Source organism: Ramlibacter algicola, assembly GCF_016641735.1.
Lineage (GTDB): Bacteria > Pseudomonadota > Gammaproteobacteria > Burkholderiales > Burkholderiaceae_C > Ramlibacter > Ramlibacter algicola.
Genome location: NZ_JAEDAO010000001.1, coordinates 1,535,825 through 1,552,558, shown reverse-complemented (window position 1 = coordinate 1,552,558; position 16,734 = coordinate 1,535,825). Strand labels below are relative to the sequence as shown.

The following is a 16,734-nucleotide window of genomic DNA, read 5'->3' as shown; positions in this document are numbered from 1 at the left end:
GGGCTTGATCCGCAATCCATTCCCGTGCGGGCTAGCCGCCCCGCTTGGCCACCAGCGTCAGGATGTCGTAGCTGGCCACCAGCTCGCCGTCCTGGTTGGTGACTTCGACGTCCCAGGCCACCACGCCCTGGCCGACGCCCTTGGCGTCCTTCTTGCGGCGATCGATCTTGCGCTTGGCGGTCAGGCGCGCCCGGATCGTGTCGCCGATGCCCACCGGCTTCACGAACCGCAGCGTGTCGAGGCCGTAGTTCGCCAGCACCGGGCCGGGCGCGGGCGACACGAACAGGCCTGCCGCCGCGGACAGCACGAAGTAGCCGTGCGCGATGCGCTTGCCGAAGGGGCTGTCCTTGGCGGCCACTTCGTCGAAGTGCATGTAGAAGTAGTCGCCCGAGATGCCGCCGAAGTTGACGATGTCGGCCTCGCCCACCGTGCGCCGGTGCGTCAGCAGGGAATCGCCGACCTGCAGGTCCTCGAAATACTTGCGAAACGGGTGCACGTCGCTGTCGCGCACCTTCGCGCCGCGCACGTGCTCGCCCGTGACGGCGCTGAGCATCGTCGGCGAGCCCTGCACCGCGGCGCGCTGCAGGTAGTGCTTCACCGCCCGCACGCCGCCGAGTTCCTCGCCACCACCGGCGCGACCCGGCCCACCGTGCTTGAGCATCGGCAACGGCGAGCCGTGGCCCGTCGACTCGGCCGCGGCCTCGCGATCGAGCACCAGCAAGCGGCCATGCGTCGCCGCGGCCGCCGGGATGAAGCGCGCCGCGACCTGCGGGTCCTTGGTCACCAGAGTGCCGACCAGGCTGCCCTTGCCCTTGGCGGCAAGCACCAGCGCTTCGTCCAGGTCCTCGTACGGCATCAGCGTGCTGACCGGGCCGAACGCCTCGATGTCGTGCACCGCATCGTCGCGCAGCGGATCCTTCGCCAGCAGCAGCGTCGGGGCGAAGAACGCGCCCTCGCCCACGCCCTCGCCCCTGGGCGCGAAACCGTCCTTTTCGCCGTGCACGAGCTCCGCCTTCGCCAGCAGCGCCTTCACGCGCTCGGCGACGTCGCGCTTCTGGTCCAGCGAGGCCAGCGCGCCCATGCGCACGTCCTCCAGCGACGGATCGCCGGCGACGACCTTCGCCAGCCGCGCCTTGATGCGCTGCGCGACCGCGTCGAGGTGCTGGCGAGGCACGATCGCGCGCCGGATCGCGGTGCATTTCTGGCCGGCCTTGACCGTCATCTCGCGCACGACTTCCTTGGCGAACAGGTCGAACTCCTCGTCGTCCGGCGTGACGTCCGGCGCGAGCACCGCCATGTTCAGCGAATCGGCCTCGGCATTGAACGGGATCGAGTGCCGCACCAGGTTCGGGTGCACGCGCAGCTTGGCGGCCGTGTCGGCCGAGCCGGTGAAGGTGACGACGTCGGCCCCTTCGAGGTGATCGAGCAGGTCGCCCGTGGAACCGATCACCAGTTGCAGGCTGCCTTCGGGCAGCAGCCCCGATTGCAACATCAGCCGCACGCAGGCTTCGGTGAGGTAGCTGGTCGCCGTCGCGGGTTTCACGATGCACGGCATGCCGGCCAGGAAGGTGGGCGCGAACTTCTCCAGCATGCCCCACACGGGGAAGTTGAAGGCGTTGATGTGCACGGCGACGCCGCCGCGCGGCACCAGGATGTGCGTGCCCGCGAACGTGCCCTTCTTGCCGAGCGCCATCGCCGGGCCCTCGTGCACCAGGTTGCCCGATGGCAGTTCGTTCGTGCCCACGCCGGCATACGCGAACAGCGTGCCGCTGCCGCCTTCGATGTCGATCCAGCTGTCGGTGCGCGTCGCGCCCGTGTGCGCCGAGATCGCGTACAGCTCCTCCTTGCGCTCGGTCAGGACCTTCGCCAGCGCCTTGAGCCGCTCGGCGCGCTGCTGGAAATCGAGCTTCAGCAGGTTCGGCACGCCGACGCGACGCGCATGGTCGACAGCCGCGGCGAAATCGAGCTTGTCGGCATGCGTGCTGGCCACCGGCTTGCCGTTGATCGCGCTGCGCAGCACCTGCGCCGCCTCGCGGCCGACCCATTGGCCAGCGATGTGGCTCTGGAGGATGGTGGTCATGTGATCGTCTCCTTCTTTCTCCCTCTCCCTCCGGGAGAGGGCTGGGGTGAGGGCTTGGCCTGCACCGCGCCCAGCCCACCCAGGAACAAATCCGCCACCACCGGCGCCATCGCGTCGTGGTCGAGCGGCCCGTCGGGCTTCATCCAGGTGAACATCCAGTTGACCATGCCGAACAGCAGCATGGTCAACGGCTTGGCGAGCGCGGCTTCGCGCAGGTCGGGACGCAGCGCGGCGACGACGTCCGCGAACGCCTGCACCACCTCGCGCTCGCGGTCGAGGATGCGGCGGCGATCGGCGGGCTCGAGGAAGCGCACTTCGCTGGTGAGCACCCAGTGCGCGTCCTGCGCGTCCGCGTATTCGTCGACCAGCAACCGGATCAGCACGCGCAGGCGCGCCTGCGGTTCGGGCGCCTGCACGACCGCGTCCGCGGCGATGCGCTGCAAGCGCTCGACGTGCGAATCGGCGATGGAAAACAGCAGCGCGTACTTGTCGCGGTAATAGTGGTACAGCGTCGCCTTGGACAGGCCGCAGGCTTCGGCGACTTCGTTCATCGACGTCGCCGAGTACCCGCGCGTCGCAAACAGATGCGCCGCCCGCGCCAGGATCGCCTCGCGCTGGTCGTCGTAGCCCGCGTGCCTGCCTCTGCCCATGACTAAGTCCCTGGAACTGCCGAACGCAGAGGACGCAGAGCAAGCGCAGGGAACACAGAAGAAGACATTTCAAGGATTCCTTCTGCGTCCTCTGCGCTTCGCTCTGCGTCCTGTGCGTTCGGGAGTTTGGTTTTCAACGCTCGTCGAAAGAGAGCACCACGCGCTCGGACACCGGGTGCGCCTGGCAGGTGAGGATGAAGCCGGCAGCGACTTCGGCCTTGTCCAGGGCGAAGTTGCGATCCATCCGCACCTCGCCTTCCACCAGCTTCGCGCGGCAGGTGCCGCAGACGCCGGACGTGCACGAGAACGGCACTTCCAGCCCGGACGCCGACGCGCAGTCGAGGATGCTGGGCTGGTCCTTGCTGAAGGTGATCTCGCGCTGCAGGCCGTCGCGGATGATGACGACCCGGGCCTGTTCGGCGTCGCCGGGCTTGGCCTCGTGGATGACGGCATCCACCGAGCCGGCGGCGGGCAGCGGCACGCCGAAACGCTCGATGTGGATGCGGTCTTCCGGCACGCCGGCGCCGAGCAACGCGGCTTCGGCCTCGTCGTTCATCTGGTACGGCCCGCAGACGTACGCGTGGTCGATGGATGCCGCGGGCACGACGGTCGCCAGGAACTCACCGATCTTCTCGCGGTTCATCAGGCCCATGTTCAGCGGCGCGTCGGTTGGCTCGTCGGAGAACACGTGGTGCAGGACCAGCCGCGTCATGTACTTGTCCTTCAGGTCCTCGATCTCCTCCTTGAACATCGTGGACTTGAGGCTGCGGTTGCCGTAGACGAGCGAGAAGCGCGCCTTCGGCTCGCGGGCGAGCACCGTCTTCATGATCGACAGGATCGGCGTGATGCCGCTGCCGCCGGCGATGCCGACGTGGTGGCGGGCCGCGCCCGGCTCGATCGGCACGAAGAAGCGGCCTTGCGGTGCCATCACGTGGACCGTGTCGCCCGGCTTGAGGTGCTCGTTGATCCAGTTGGAGAACACGCCCCCGCGCACCTTGCGCACGCCCACGCGCAGTTCGCCGTCGTCGACGCCGGCGCAGATCGAATACGACCGCCGCAGGTCCTGGCCGTCGATCTCCTTGCGCAACGTGAGGTACTGGCCCTGCGTGAAGCCGAACACCGGCTGCAACTCGGGCGGCACCTCGAACGCGACGACCACCGCCTCCTGCGTGTCAGGCTGGATGGAGCGGACTCTGAGCTGGTGGAAGAGCGGTGTGCTCATTGGCGATCCAGGAAGACGGACTCCCAAACACAGAAGTCGCAGAAGCGCACAGAAGTCACGGAAGAATCCATCTTGGAAATTCTTCTGTGACTTCTGCGCTTCTTCTGTGACTTCTGCGTTTGGGAGTTCATATCGGTTTGAAATACTCGAACGGTTCTCGGCAGGCGAGGCACCGGTACAGCGCCTTGCAGGCCGTCGAGCCGAAAGCAGACGTGCGCTCGGTGTGCGAGCTGCCGCAGTGGGGGCAGGCAATGGGGGGGTCGCGACGGACGATGCGGATGGGGACGCCGCCTTCGGGCAGGGTGGCGTGCGGCGGCGCGATGCCGTACTCGCGCAGCTTGCGCTTGCCGTCCTCGGTGATCCAGTCGGTCGTCCAGGCAGGCGCGCGGCGCAGCGTGGCGCGTGCGGGGCCGAGGCCTTCGGCTTGCAGCGCACCCAGCACGCTCTGCTCGATCACTTCGGTCGCCGGGCAGCCGGAATAGGTCGGCGTCAGCACCACCTCCAGTTCCTCGCCGTGGTCGATCACGTCGCGCACGATGCCCAGGTCGCGCACCGACAGCGCGGGCACCTCGGGATCGAGCACCGTGCCCAGCACTTCCCAGGCGCGGTCGACGCGCGGCGCGGCCATGGCGCTCACCACACGCCGCCGGGGTAGGCGCGCTGCAGGTGCTGCATCTCGGAGAGGATGAAGCCCATGTGCTCGCTGTGCACGCCGCGCTTGCCCGTCGAGCGGAACGGCGTCGCCTTCGGCACCTCGAGGCCCGCTTCGCCGAGCAGCGCGGCCATCTCGGCGTCCCACGCATCGGCCAGGTCGCCCCAGCGCGGGCCCAGGCCGGTGTGCGACGCGTGCTCGTCGACCGCGTCCTCGTCGAACAGCTCGGCGCCGTAGCGCCACAGCTGGTCGAGGGCGGCCTGCAGCCGGCGCAGCGATTCGTCGGTGCCCTGCCCCAGGCGCACGACCCAGTCGAACGCGTGCTGCTGGTGGTAGCGCACTTCCTTCACCGCCTTGCCGGCGATGGCCGCCAGCTCCGCGTCGGAGGACGTGCGCAGCTGCTCCCAGAGCAGCTTGAAGAAGCTGGACATCATCGCGTTGCGCAGCACGGTCACCGCGAAGTCGCCCCGCGGCAGCTCCACCAGCGTCACGTTGCGAAAGTCGCGCTCCTCGCGCAGGAACGCCAGCTGGTCCTCGTCGTGGCCAGCCCCTTCGAGCTCGCCCGCGCGCGTGAGCACCGCGCGCGCCTGCCCGAGCAGGTCGAGCGCCATGTTGGCCAGCGCGATGTCCTCTTCCAGTTGCGGGGCGTGGCCGGTCCACTCGGCCAGGCGCTGCGCGTGGATCAGCGCGGTGTCGCCGATGCGCAGCAGGTACTGGACGGCGGGGTCCTGCTTGACGGTGATGCTCGCGACGGCCATTACATGTGGTCCACGGAAGGCGGCAGCTTGAAGAACGTCGGGTGGCGGTACACCTTGTCCTCGGCCGGGTCGAAGTACATGTCCTTGTCGCCGGGGTCGCTGGCCACGATGTGGTCCGACCGCACGACCCACACGCTGGTGCCTTCCTGCCGCCGCGTGTAGACGTCGCGCGCCATCTGGATGGCCATCTTCGCGTCCGCGGCATGCAAGCTGCCGCAATGCTTGTGGTCCAGCCCGCTCTTGCTGCGGACGAACACTTCCCACAGCGGCCACTCGCGTCCTTCGGACGCCGTGGCCTGCGGCCGCGCTGGGCTCGACCCCTCTCCAACCCTCCCCTCACCAGGGGAGGGCTTTCCTTTGGTCGACGACGTCATGCAGCCTCCTTCATCGGTTCCTGCTTCGCGGCATAAGCCAGCGCAGCCTCGCGCACCCACGCGCCGTCGTCCCACGCCTGCACGCGTTCGGCCAGGCGTTCCTTGTTGCAGGGGCCGTGGCCGTTGACGACGTTCCAGAACTCGGTCCAGTCGATGGCGCCGAAGTCGTGGTGCCCGCGCTCCTCGTTCCACCGCAGCTCGGGGTCGGGCAGCGTCACGCCCAGCACCTTGGCCTGTTCGGCGGTCGCGTCGATGAAGCGCTGGCGCAGTTCGTCGTTGGACACGCGCTTGATGCCCCAGCGCATCGACTGCGCGCTGTTGGGCGACTGGTCGTCGGGCGGGCCGAACATCATGATCGACGGCCACCACCAGCGGTTGACCGCGTCCTGCACCATCGCGCGCTGCGCGTCGGTGCCCTTGTCCATCATCGTCAGCAGCGACTCGAAGCCCTGGCGCTGGTGGAAGCTCTCCTCGCGGCAGATGCGGATCATCGCGCGCGCATACGGCCCGTACGAGCAGCGGCAAATCGGCACCTGGTTCATGATCGCCGCGCCGTCCACCAGCCAGCCGATCACGCCGACGTCGGCCCAGGTGAGCGTCGGGTAGTTGAAGATCGAGCTGTACTTCGCCTTGCCGGTGTGCAGCGCATGCAGCATCTCGTCGCGCGAGGTGCCCAGCGTCTCCGCGGCGGAATACAGGTAGAGGCCGTGGCCGCCCTCGTCCTGCACCTTGGCCAGCAGGATCGCCTTGCGCTTGAGCGTCGGCGCTCGCGAGATCCAGTTGCCTTCGGGCAGCATGCCGACGATCTCGGAATGCGCGTGCTGGCTGATCTGCCGCACCAGCGTCTTGCGGTAGTGCTCGGGCATCCAGTCCTTGGGCTCGACGAACTCGCCCGCGTCGATGCGGGCGTCGAAGCGCTCCTGCAGTTGCACTTCCTGGGCCGAGCGCACCGGCTTGGCGGCCTCGCCCTTCATGGTGTCCATCGCCTGCGTGTACATGCGGTCTCCTGCGGGCCGGTTTATTGCCGACCGATTGGTCGATCATAGGCCAAGCCGCGCCCCTGCGGCAAGCGCGACGGCAGCCGATCAGAACAGCAGGTTGGGGAGCGCGAGCGTGATGGCCGGCACGTAGGTGACCACCACCAGGAAGCCCAGCAGCACCATCATCCACGGCAGCGCGGCGCGCGCCACGGCCGTGATGGGCATGCCTGTGATGCCCGACGCGACGAACAGGTTGAGCCCCACCGGCGGCGTCACCATGCCGATCTCCAGGTTCACCACCATGATGATCCCGAGGTGGACGGCGTCGATGCCCAGTTGCTGCGCGATCGGGAACAGGATCGGCGCCAGGATCAGGATGATCCCGGTCGGCTCCATGAACATGCCGGCCACCAGCAGCAGCAGGTTCACCACCAGCAGGAACTGCCAGGCCGGCATGCCCCAGCCCACGATCGTTTCGGCGATGGCCTGCGGGATGCGCTCCGTGGTCAGCACGTGCGCGAACAGCAGCGCATTGGCGATGATGAACATCAGCATCACCGTCACCCGGCCCGAATCCAGCAGCACGCCCGGCACGGCGGACAGCTTCAGGTCACGGTAGACGAACACGGCGACGAAGAAGGCGTAGACCGCCGCCACCGCGGCGGCCTCGGTGGGCGTGAACACGCCGCCGTAGATGCCGCCCAGGATGATCACCACCAGCAGCAGGCCCCACAGCGAGTCACGGCCGGCGCGCAGCACTTCCGGCAGGCTGGCGCGCGGCTGGCGCGGGATGTCGAGCGTGCGCGCGCGGATGGCGATGGCCACCATCAGCAGCAACCCGAGCAGGATGCCGGGCACCACGCCGGCCATGAACAGCTGGCCGACCGACGTCTCGGTGGCGGCGCCGTAGACCACCATCACGATCGACGGCGGGATCAGGATGCCCAGCGTGCCGGCGTTGCAGATCACGCCGGTGGCGAAGTCCTCGCGATAGCCCGCGCGCACCATGCCGGCGATGACGATCGAGCCGACCGCCGCGACGGTCGCGGGCGACGACCCCGACACCGCGGCGAACAGCATGCAGGCGAACACCGAGGCCATCGCCAGGCCGCCGCGGAAGTGCCCGAGCAGGGCGTTGGCGAAGCGGATCATCCGGCGGGCGACGCCGCCGGTGGTCATGAACGAGCCGCCGAGGATGAAGAACGGGATCGCCAGCAGCGTGTACGCCTCCGACGTCTCGTACAGCTTGAGCGACAGCGACGCAAGCGAGTCGTGGGCGAACACCAGGATCGTCAGCAGCGACGACAGCCCCAGCGCCACCGCGACCGGCAGCCCCAGCGCCATGAAGATGAACAGCAGCAGGAACAGGGCGGCGATCGTCACTCGGCCAGCCCCGTCGTGCCGGTTTCCTTCAGCTTCAACGCGTCCTGGCTCTCGTCGCTGATCATGTGCACCGCTTCACCGCGCGCCGCCGCCACGAGGACCTGCGTGAACCGGAATGCCAGCAGCAGGAACCCCGCGGGCAGGATGGCGCGCGGCCACCACTGCGGGATGGGCACGTCCTGCATGAGGATGCCGACCTCGTGCATCTTCAGCACGTACTGCAATCCGCCCCAGGCGAGGACCAGCGAGTAGCCGATGCACAGCGCCGCGGCGACGCAGCCAACCACGCGCGCCGCGCCCGGCCGCAGGTTGCGCACCAGCAGGTCGACACCGATGTGGGTGCCGATGCGCACGCCGTAGGCCATGCCGACGAAGATCAGCCACGCGAACATGACGCCGATGACTTCGAGCGCCCACACGAAGCTGTAGTTGAAGACGTAGCGGGCGACGACCTGCGCGAAGGCGAGCAGCGTCATGCCCGCCATGAGCACGACGACGACGGCTTCCTCGAACCGGTCCAGCCAGCGCATGGGGCGCTCAGGCCGCCTTGCGTGCCGCGTCGACCAGGTCCTTGCCGATCTCGCCCTCGAACTTCTTCCAGACCGGCTCCATCGCCTTGCGCCACGCGGCCACGTCGTCCTTGGACAGCTTCTGGATCCTGGCCTTGCCGGCGGACTCGATCTTCTTGCGGTCGTCCTCGTTGAACTCGCCGGCCAGCTTGTTGCCGTGGGCGGTCGCCTCGGCCATCGCCTCGGACAGCCCCTTGCGAATGTCCGCGGGCAGGCCGTCCCACCACTTGGCGTTGGTCACGACCATGTAGTCGATGACACCGTGGTTGGTTTCGGCGATGGTCTTCTGCACCTCGAAGAACTTCTGCGAGTAGATGTTGGACCAGGTGTTCTCCTGGCCGTCGACCACGCCGGTCTGCAGCGCCTGGTAGACCTCGGAGAAGGCCATCTTCTGCGGATTCGCGCCCATCGCGCGGAACTGCGCCTCCAGGACGTCCGACTGCTGGATGCGGAACTTCAGGCCCTTGACGTCCTCGGGCCGCAACAGCTTGTCGCGGTTGGTGGACAGCTGCTTCAGGCCGTTGTGCCAGTAGGCCAGGCCGAGCAGGTTGCGCGCCTTCATGCTTTCCAGCAGCGCCTTGCCCTTGTCGCTGGCCTGGAAGCTGTCGACGGCCTTGACGTCGTCGAACAGGAACGGCAGGTCGAACAGCTGCACCTTCTTGGTGTAGCGGTCGAACTTGGACAGCGACGGCGCGATGAACTGCACGTCGCCGAGCAGAACTGCCTCGAGCTCCTTGGCGTCGCCGAACAGCTGCGAGCTCGGGAAGACCTGCACCTGCACCTTGCCGCCCAGCTTCTTCTCGGCGAGTTCCTTGAACTTGATGGCGGCCTGGCCCTTGGGCGTCTTCTCGGCCACCACGTGGCTGAACTTGATCACCTGCGGCGACTGCGCCGCGGCGAAGCGTGGCAGGCCGATGGCGGCGGCGAGGGAGACGCCGCTGACGAGGACTTGCCGGCGGGAGGATCGTGCTTGGACCATGGAGATCTCCTTGTGCGCGCGCAACCCCTGCGCGCCTTGGTGCATTGGCCCAAACATTGTCGGCCGCTGCCCGCGCCGGTGCGCTTCCTCTAGGGTTTGTCCCGGGGCGGACCTTCCCGGTACAGTCCCGGGCACCCATGAGCGCTGACGCCTTTCGCATTCGCCCCCTGCCCGCCGACGAAGTGGCCCGGCGCATCCCCGACCTGTCCGCGGTCCTGGTCGACTGCGTCGAAGGCGGCGCCTCGGTGAGCTTCATGCTGCCGATCGCCGCGGAGCGCGCCGACGGGTTCTGGCGCGCCGTGGCGGGCGGCGCGGCGGCGGGCGAGCGGCTCGTGCTGGTGGCCGAGGACGACGCCGGGATCGCCGGCACCGTGCAACTCGTGCTGGCCCAGCCCGAGAACCAGCCGCACCGCGCCGACGTGGCGAAGATGCTGGTGCACCGGCGCGCGAGGCGCCAGGGCATCGCGCAACGCCTGCTGGCGGCGGTGGAGGAGCAAGCCCGTGCGCACGGCAAGACGGTGCTGGTGCTCGACACGGTGACCGGCAGCGCCGCGGAGCGGTTGTATGCGCGCTGCGGCTGGCAGCGCGTCGGCCAGATCCCGAACTACGCGCTGATGCCCGATGGCGCGTTGTGCTCCACGACGTACTTCCACAAGCAGCTGGCTTGAACGCGGAAGGAGGCGGCTTCCCTGCCCCGCCTCCAGCAGCTAAGCTGCGACGACAACCAAGGAGACAACGATGCGCCACCTGATCGCCGCCCTCTCGCTCGCCGCCATCACCCTGCTGCCCGCCGCGCACGCGCAGGTTGCCCCGAAGAAGACCGACCACGGCCCGCGCGTGGACGCGATGATGTGGGTGGGCAACAGCTTCTTCTATTACAACAACTCGCTGCACAACCACTTCGGCAAGCTGTCGGAGTCGCTGGGTGACAAGCCGGCCGTGCGCGGGACGTCGGTGACGGTCAGCGGCTCCGGCCTGGACTGGCACGACATGGAATCGCTGGTGCGGCCGAACGGCATCGGCCGCTATTCGTTCGTCGGCGACAACCAGATCCGCTTCAACCCGCCGGGCAAGCAGTACGACACCGTCGTGATGATGGACTGCAGCCAGTGCCCCGTCCACCCGCAGCTGCAGCAGTCGTTCCACGAGACGGTGAAGAAGGACGCCGACATCCTGCGCAAGCAGGGCATCCGCCCGGTGCTGTTCATGTCGTGGGCCTACAAGGACAAGCCCGAGATGACCCGCCAGCTGGCCGACGCGTACACCAAGGCCGGCAACGACAACGACGTGCTCGTCATCCCCGCGGGCCTCGCCTTCGCCAAGGCGATCGAGCGCAAGCCGGACCTCGAGCTGTACGTCGCCGACAAGCGCCACCCCAGCCTCGCAGGCACCTACCTGGCCGCCTGCGCCAGCTACGCCGCGCTGATGCGCAAGACCCCGGTCGGCGCGACGTACACGGCCGGCCTGCCGCCCGAGACCGCCAAGCTGCTGCAGCAGGCCGCGTGGGACGCGGTGCAGGACTACTACACGGCGAAATGAAGGACCTGCGAGCTTTCGTGATCGGGGCCGCGGCCCTCGCGTTCGCGGTCGGCGCGGCGGCCCAGGCGGCCGGCCAACCCAAGCGGCCGGCGTCCGCGGCGGCGTCGACGCCACCCCTGGTCTTCGCCGACGAGAACGACCCGACGCTGCCCCGGCGCGGCAGCGAGGAAGACTGCCGCGCGTGGCGCGCCGAGTACGCGAAGAGCCAGGCCTGCTTCGCGCCCTACCGCACTGCCACGGGCGGCCTCAAGGCCGAAGCGTTCCTCGCGTGCGGCCCCGAAGTGCTGGACCCGTCGGCATCGGCGGAGTGCGGCATTCGCCGCGCCCGCTAGTCGCCCGCAGGCCGGCGCGCGCGCCGCGCCGGCTGCTTCCCGCGCGGCACCGCCAGCGGCAGCCGCGACTCGGACTTCACCTCCTTCAGCACCACGCTCGAGCGCACGTGCGTCACGCCCGGCAGCTTGAACATGGTGTCGTGCAGGAAGGATTCGTAGCGCTTGATGTCCGGCACCAGCACCTTGATCACGTAGTCGGCCTGGCCCGTGGTGGCATAGCAGCTGACGATGGCCGGCTCCGCGGCGACGGCCTGCTCGAAGCGGCGCACGTCGTCCTCGTTGTGCCGCGTGAGGTTGACCTCGGCGAGCACGCACAGCGACAGGCCGACCCGCTCGCGGTCGACCAGCGCCGTGTAGCCCTGGATGATCCCGGCGGCTTCCAGCTCCTTCACCCGCTTCCAGCACGGCGTGCTGGACAGGCCGACGGCGGCCGCCAGCTGCTGCACCGTCTGGCGCGAGTCGCGCTGCAGTTCGGCGAGCAGCAGCACGTCGTGGCGGTCGAGGTCGTTCATTCTTCGGATCCAGCATTTGGAAGAATTCCATTCTCCCGCATGTCGAGTGGGGCAGGAACCGAGAACCAATTTTTTCCGCGCCGCGCAGACACTTCATTCCCATGGAGACGACCACCCTCGCGCGCCCCGATTACCAGCTCGGCGACAGCCTCTGGGCCGGCAGCGGCGCCATCTTCCTGACCGGCACCCAGGCCCTCGTGCGGCTGCTGCTCATGCAGCGCCAGCGCGACGCGGCCGCGGGGCTGGACACGCAGGGCTTCATCAGCGGCTACCGCGGCTCGCCGCTCGGCATGGTCGACCAGGCCGTGTGGAAGGCCGGCAAGAAGTTCGACGAAGCGGGCATCCGCTTCCTGCCGGCGATCAACGAGGAGCTGGGCGCGACTGCGGTGCTGGGCACGCAGCGGGTCGAGGCCGATCCGGAGCGCACCTGCGACGGCGTGTTCGCCATGTGGTACGGCAAGGGGCCCGGCGTCGATCGCGCCGGTGACGCCCTCAAGCACGGCAACGCGTATGGCGCGTCGCCCCATGGCGGCGTGCTGATGGTGGCGGGTGACGACCACGGCTGCGTGTCCTCGTCGATGCCGCACCAGAGCGACCAGGCCTTCCAGTCCTGGCATGCGCCCATCGTGTCGCCGGGCAGCGTCGCCGAGTACCTGGAATTCGGCCTGTACGGCTGGCAGCTCTCGCGCTTCTCGGGCAACTGGGTCGGCTTCACGGCGCTCAGCGAAGTGGTCGAAAGCGCTTCGACCGTCGACCTGGACCTGGTGAACGCCCGCGTGGCCGCTTGGCAGGGCGGCGACACCGTGCGCGAACTCACCGGCTACGCACCTCCCGCTGGCGGCTTGCACTACCGCTGGCCGGACCTGCCGTCCCTGGTGATCGAGCAGCGCCTGCATGCCAAGCTGGACGCGGTGCGCGCTTTCGCCCGTATCAACAGCGTCGACCGGCACGTGGTGTCCAGCGACCACGCGACGGTGGGCATCGTCACCGCCGGCAAGGCGCACTACGACTTCATGGAAGTGCTGCGCCGGCTGGACATCTCGCCGGAGACGCTCGCGCAGCACGGCGTGCGCATCTACAAGCTGGGCCTGACCTACCCGATCGAGCCCACCCGCATGCGTGAATTCGCGCGCGGGTTGCGCGAGGTGCTGGTGATCGAGGAGAAGGGGCCGGTCGTCGAGGACCAGCTGCGCTCGATGTTCTACAACGAGGCGCAACGGCCGGTGATCGTCGGCAAGCAGGACGAGCAGGGGCGCGCGCTGGTGCCCGCGATCGGCGAGCTGCGTCCTTCGCGCCTGATCGAGCTGGTGGCGAACTGGCTGGTGCGGCACTTCGCCGACCTGGACCGGCGCCACCTGGTGCGCGACTTCACGCTGCCCGAGCTGCTGTCCAACGCCAGCGACAGCGTCAAGCGCCAGCCGTACTTCTGCGCCGGCTGCCCGCACAACACCAGCACCAGGGTGCCGGAGGGCTCGCATGCGCAGGCGGGCATCGGCTGCCACTTCATGGCCAGCTGGATGGACCGCGACACCGAAGGCCTGATCCAGATGGGCGGCGAAGGCGTGGACTGGGTGTCGCACGCGATGTTCACCAAGGTGCCGCACGTGTTCCAGAACCTGGGCGACGGCACCTACTACCACTCGGGCTACCTCGCCATCCGGCAGGCCGTCGCGGCGCGCAGCACGATCACCTACAAGATCCTGTTCAACGACGCGGTCGCGATGACCGGCGGGCAGCCGGTCGACGGGATCATCAGCGTCGATGGCATCGCGCGCCAGGTCGAGGCCGAAGGCGTGAAGCAGGTCGTCGTGCTGTCCGACGACATCGCCAAGTACGACGGCGTGAAGGACCGCTTCCCTGCCGGCACCGAGTTCCACGACCGCGACCAGCTCGACGCCGTGCAACGCCGCCTGCGCGAGATGCCGGGCGTCACGGTCCTGATCTACGAACAGACCTGCGCCGCCGAGAAGCGCCGCCGCCGCAAGAAGGGGCAGCTGGTCGATCCCGCGCGCCGCCTGTTCATCAACGACCGCGTGTGCGAAGGCTGCGGTGACTGCAGCGTGCAGAGCAACTGCGTCGCCGTGCTGCCGCTGGAAACGCCGCTCGGCCGCAAGCGCAAGATCGACCAGAGCAGCTGCAACAAGGACTACTCCTGCGCGAAAGGGTTCTGCCCGAGCTTCGTGGGGGTGACGGGCGCGACAGTCCGGAAAGGCGTCGGAGCGCTCACGAACAAGGCTTTGGACTTCCAGCGCCGAGTTGATGGCCTCCCCACCCCCGCTCCGCACACCTGGACCGCGCCCTACGACCTGCTCGTCACCGGCGTCGGTGGCACCGGCGTCGTCACGGTCGGCGCGCTGATCACGATGGCGGCGCACCTCGAAGGCAAGAGCGCCAGCGTGCTGGACTTCATGGGCTTCGCGCAGAAGGGCGGCTCGGTGCTGTCGTTCGTGCGGCTGGCCGACGTGCCCTCGCGCCTGAACCAGGTGCGCATCGACACCCAGCAAGCCGACGCGATCCTCGCCTGCGACCTCGTCGTCGGCGCGTCGCCCGACGCCCTGGCGACGGTGCGCCACGGCCGCACGCGCATCCTCGCCAACACGCACGAAGTGCCGGTGGCCGAGAGCCTGCGCAATCCGGACGCGAGCCTGAAGGTGCCGCAGCTGCTGGAGAAACTGCGCTTCGCCGCCGGCGCCGATCGCGTCGAGACGCTCGACGCGCAGGAGCTCGCCGAGGCCTTCGTCGGCGACTCGATCGTGTCCAACATCCTGGCGCTCGGCTTTGCCTGGCAGCGCGGGCTGGTGCCCGTCGGCGCCGCGGCCTTGCAGCGGGCGATCGAGCTCAATGGCGTCGCTGTCGACAGCAACAAGCTCGCGTTCTCGCTGGGCCGGCTCGCGGCGGCGGATCCGCAGGCGATCGCGCAACTGCTGCAAGGCCCGCAAGCCCCGCACGACGCCCCCGCGGCCGACACGCTCGAGGCCATCGTGGTGCGCGGCGTGCAGCACCTCACCGGCTACCAGGACGCGGCCTATGCGCGCCGCTACGCCGACTTCGTCGCCCGGGTGCGCACCCGCGAAGCGTCGATGGCCGCCGATCCGTCGCTGCCGTTCACGCGCGCCGTTGCGCGCTCCCTGCTCAAGCTGATGGCCTACAAGGACGAGTACGAGGTCGCGCGCCTGTACACCGACGGCGAGTTCCTGCGCACGCTGGAACAGCAGTTCGAAGGCGATGCGCAGCTGGAGTTCTACATGGCGCCGCCACTGCTCTCCCGCGGCAAGGACGGGCAACCACCGCGCAAGATGCGCCTGGGCGGCTGGCTGCTGCCGATGCTGCGCGTGCTCGCGCACGGCAAGAGGTTGCGCGGCTCGGTGCTCGACGTGTTCGGCTACACCGAGGAACGGCGGCTGGAGCGCTCGCTGGTGCGCGAGTACCGGCGCCGCATCGAGTCGCTGCTGCCCGCGCTCGCCGCGGACCGGCTGCCGATCGCGACGGAGATCGCCGCCGTGCCGCTGTCGATGCGCGGCTTCGGCCACGTCAAGCTCGCCAACGTCGCGCTCGCCCGTGCCCGCGAAGCGGAACTGCTGCACCGGTTCGATCCCGCGCAGTACCCGCGGCCTCCCGGCCCGCCGCAGGCCGGCCAACTGCGCGGCATCCGAGTCAGCGCCGCGGCCTGACGGCTGCATGTGGCGGCCCGCCGACGCGGCCGTGCCGCACTCGGTTTTCTGCCGAGGCATTCGACAACATCCTGTTACAGTCAGGGCGCAGCGAGACATGACGTGCCACCTTTGCGGCGCGTCCCCCTGCACCCTAGATGTCCACCGACCGCCAGGCCTACGATCCGAACCAGCGGCAACCCGCGGGCGTGCTGGCCTCATGGATCGAGCAGCTGCTGCAGAAGATGGCGGCGCCGCACACCGAGTGCCTGCTGAAGGTCGCGGTCGACCTCGGCGCCCGCGCCTACGACCGCCACGCCAACCAGCTCGCCGACGGCCTGCGCTCGCTCGAGACCTCGGTGCGTGACCTCGATTACGGCGTCGTCGTGGAACGCGAGAGCAGCGACGTCGCGGCCTTCCAGAAGGGCTGGTCCACCGCCGCGCGCGCCGCCAGGAAGTCCACCCTGCTCGGCCTGGAACTCGCGACCTGGTTGCAGAACCACGACCCCGGCGTGCGCCGCGCGATCGTCGAATTGCGCATGGAGCAGCAGCGGCTGCACGACGTGCTCCAGCACGGCGAAGGCTGGCTGGCGGACCTGTGGGCCGACCTGCGCCAGCGCCGCCCCGCCGAGGGCGACCCCGCCGGCATGGAGAAGTTGCGCGGCCTGGCGCACACCGCCGACACGCTGGGCACGCGCATGCGGCGCATGCGTGCGGCCGGCCGCGCGGTCGAGGAAGCTTGCGTGCTCGCCGAGCAGGTGCTCGCGCTGCGCCGCGCGCTGGTGCAGGAGATCGACGAGATCCTCACGCCGCGCCACGCCGCCTGGGAGCAGGCCGTGCTCAAGCTGCTGGACAACGCACAGGACAGCAACTGGTCGGTCGACATCGAGCCCGCGCAGCAGCAGGACGCGCAATTGCGCGCGGACTTGCAGCGGTGCATCGCGGGCTGCGACAAGCTGCGCCAGGAAGAGCGGGCCCTGCAGCGCTGCCTGGCGACCACCTGCGAGCAGTTGCGGGCCGCCTGAGCCGCAATCACCTGTTTGGGGGAGCGGCA

At 69.0% G+C, this 16,734-nt stretch carries 16 protein-coding genes; 5 read left to right on the top strand and 11 right to left on the bottom strand.

All coding sequences use genetic code 11. The annotated features are described in order from the left end of the window. Positions 1-31: 31 nt before the first annotated feature. The 10 genes from paaZ to I8E28_RS07470 form a co-directional block, all read right to left on the bottom strand. Positions 32-2,080 carry a phenylacetic acid degradation bifunctional protein PaaZ gene (gene paaZ, locus I8E28_RS07515; protein WP_200787371.1) on the bottom strand — a complete coding sequence of 683 codons (2,049 nt, stop codon included), beginning with the start codon at positions 2,078-2,080 and terminating at the stop codon, positions 32-34. Then, on the bottom strand, positions 2,077-2,730 hold the full coding sequence (locus I8E28_RS07510) for a TetR/AcrR family transcriptional regulator (protein WP_200787370.1): 654 nt from the start codon (positions 2,728-2,730) through the stop codon (positions 2,077-2,079). Before I8E28_RS07510 ends, paaZ begins: the two co-directional genes overlap by 4 nt. Before the next feature lie 133 nt (positions 2,731-2,863). Beyond that, positions 2,864-3,952 carry a 1,2-phenylacetyl-CoA epoxidase subunit PaaE gene (gene paaE, locus I8E28_RS07505; protein ID WP_200787369.1) on the bottom strand — a complete coding sequence of 363 codons (1,089 nt, stop codon included), beginning with the start codon at positions 3,950-3,952 and terminating at the stop codon, positions 2,864-2,866. 127 nt (positions 3,953-4,079) lie between these two features. Next, positions 4,080-4,580, bottom strand: coding sequence for a 1,2-phenylacetyl-CoA epoxidase subunit PaaD (gene paaD / locus I8E28_RS07500; RefSeq protein ID WP_200787368.1), 501 nt, complete (start codon positions 4,578-4,580; stop codon positions 4,080-4,082). A gap of 5 nt (positions 4,581-4,585) precedes the next feature. Then, positions 4,586-5,362: a 1,2-phenylacetyl-CoA epoxidase subunit PaaC gene (gene paaC / locus I8E28_RS07495; protein WP_200787367.1), complete on the bottom strand. Its 777-nt coding sequence runs from the start codon at positions 5,360-5,362 to the stop codon at positions 4,586-4,588. Beyond that, complete coding sequence (gene paaB, locus I8E28_RS07490) at positions 5,362-5,628, bottom strand: 1,2-phenylacetyl-CoA epoxidase subunit PaaB (protein ID WP_200790327.1); 267 nt, start codon at positions 5,626-5,628, stop codon at positions 5,362-5,364. The genes paaC and paaB overlap by 1 nt, the downstream gene beginning before the upstream one ends. Positions 5,629-5,732: 104 nt before the next feature. After that, on the bottom strand, positions 5,733-6,734 hold the full coding sequence (paaA, locus tag I8E28_RS07485) for a 1,2-phenylacetyl-CoA epoxidase subunit PaaA (protein WP_200787366.1): 1,002 nt from the start codon (positions 6,732-6,734) through the stop codon (positions 5,733-5,735). 87 nt (positions 6,735-6,821) lie between these two features. Further along, positions 6,822-8,099, bottom strand: coding sequence for a TRAP transporter large permease subunit (locus I8E28_RS07480; RefSeq protein WP_200787365.1), 1,278 nt, complete (start codon positions 8,097-8,099; stop codon positions 6,822-6,824). Beyond that, positions 8,096-8,629 (bottom strand): TRAP transporter small permease, encoded by a 534-nt coding sequence (locus I8E28_RS07475; protein ID WP_200787364.1) that lies wholly within the window; start codon positions 8,627-8,629, stop codon positions 8,096-8,098. Before I8E28_RS07475 ends, I8E28_RS07480 begins: the two co-directional genes overlap by 4 nt. Before the next feature lie 7 nt (positions 8,630-8,636). Beyond that, entirely contained in the window at positions 8,637-9,647 is a 1,011-nt protein-coding gene (locus I8E28_RS07470) for a TRAP transporter substrate-binding protein (RefSeq protein WP_200787363.1), read from the bottom strand. 137 nt (positions 9,648-9,784) lie between these two features. Here I8E28_RS07470 and I8E28_RS07465 point away from each other — a divergent pair, with 137 nt between their 5' ends. The 3 genes from I8E28_RS07465 to I8E28_RS07455 all read left to right on the top strand — a co-directional run bounded on the left by I8E28_RS07465 (position 9,785) and on the right by I8E28_RS07455 (position 11,518). Continuing rightward, positions 9,785-10,315 carry a GNAT family N-acetyltransferase gene (locus I8E28_RS07465; RefSeq protein WP_200787362.1) on the top strand — a complete coding sequence of 177 codons (531 nt, stop codon included), beginning with the start codon at positions 9,785-9,787 and terminating at the stop codon, positions 10,313-10,315. A 70-nt stretch (positions 10,316-10,385) separates the two neighbouring features. Next, positions 10,386-11,186: a DUF4886 domain-containing protein gene (locus I8E28_RS07460; RefSeq protein WP_200787361.1), complete on the top strand. Its 801-nt coding sequence runs from the start codon at positions 10,386-10,388 to the stop codon at positions 11,184-11,186. Further along, the gene (locus I8E28_RS07455; protein ID WP_200787360.1) at positions 11,183-11,518 is read left to right on the top strand and encodes a hypothetical protein; all 336 of its coding nucleotides are present in this window, start codon (positions 11,183-11,185) and stop codon (positions 11,516-11,518) included. Before I8E28_RS07460 ends, I8E28_RS07455 begins: the two co-directional genes overlap by 4 nt. Here I8E28_RS07455 and I8E28_RS07450 read toward each other — a convergent pair. Further along, on the bottom strand, positions 11,515-12,030 hold the full coding sequence (locus tag I8E28_RS07450) for an Lrp/AsnC family transcriptional regulator (protein WP_200787359.1): 516 nt from the start codon (positions 12,028-12,030) through the stop codon (positions 11,515-11,517). The genes I8E28_RS07455 and I8E28_RS07450 overlap by 4 nt on opposite strands. A gap of 101 nt (positions 12,031-12,131) precedes the next feature. On the opposite strand from I8E28_RS07450, the gene I8E28_RS07445 reads away from it, so the two are divergent. Then, complete coding sequence (locus I8E28_RS07445; RefSeq protein ID WP_200787358.1) at positions 12,132-15,701, top strand: indolepyruvate ferredoxin oxidoreductase family protein; 3,570 nt, start codon at positions 12,132-12,134, stop codon at positions 15,699-15,701. 137 nt (positions 15,702-15,838) lie between these two features. Next, a complete protein-coding gene (locus I8E28_RS07440; protein WP_200787357.1) occupies positions 15,839-16,705 on the top strand; it encodes a hypothetical protein in 867 nt (288 codons plus the stop codon). The last annotated feature ends 29 nt before the right edge of the window (positions 16,706-16,734 follow it).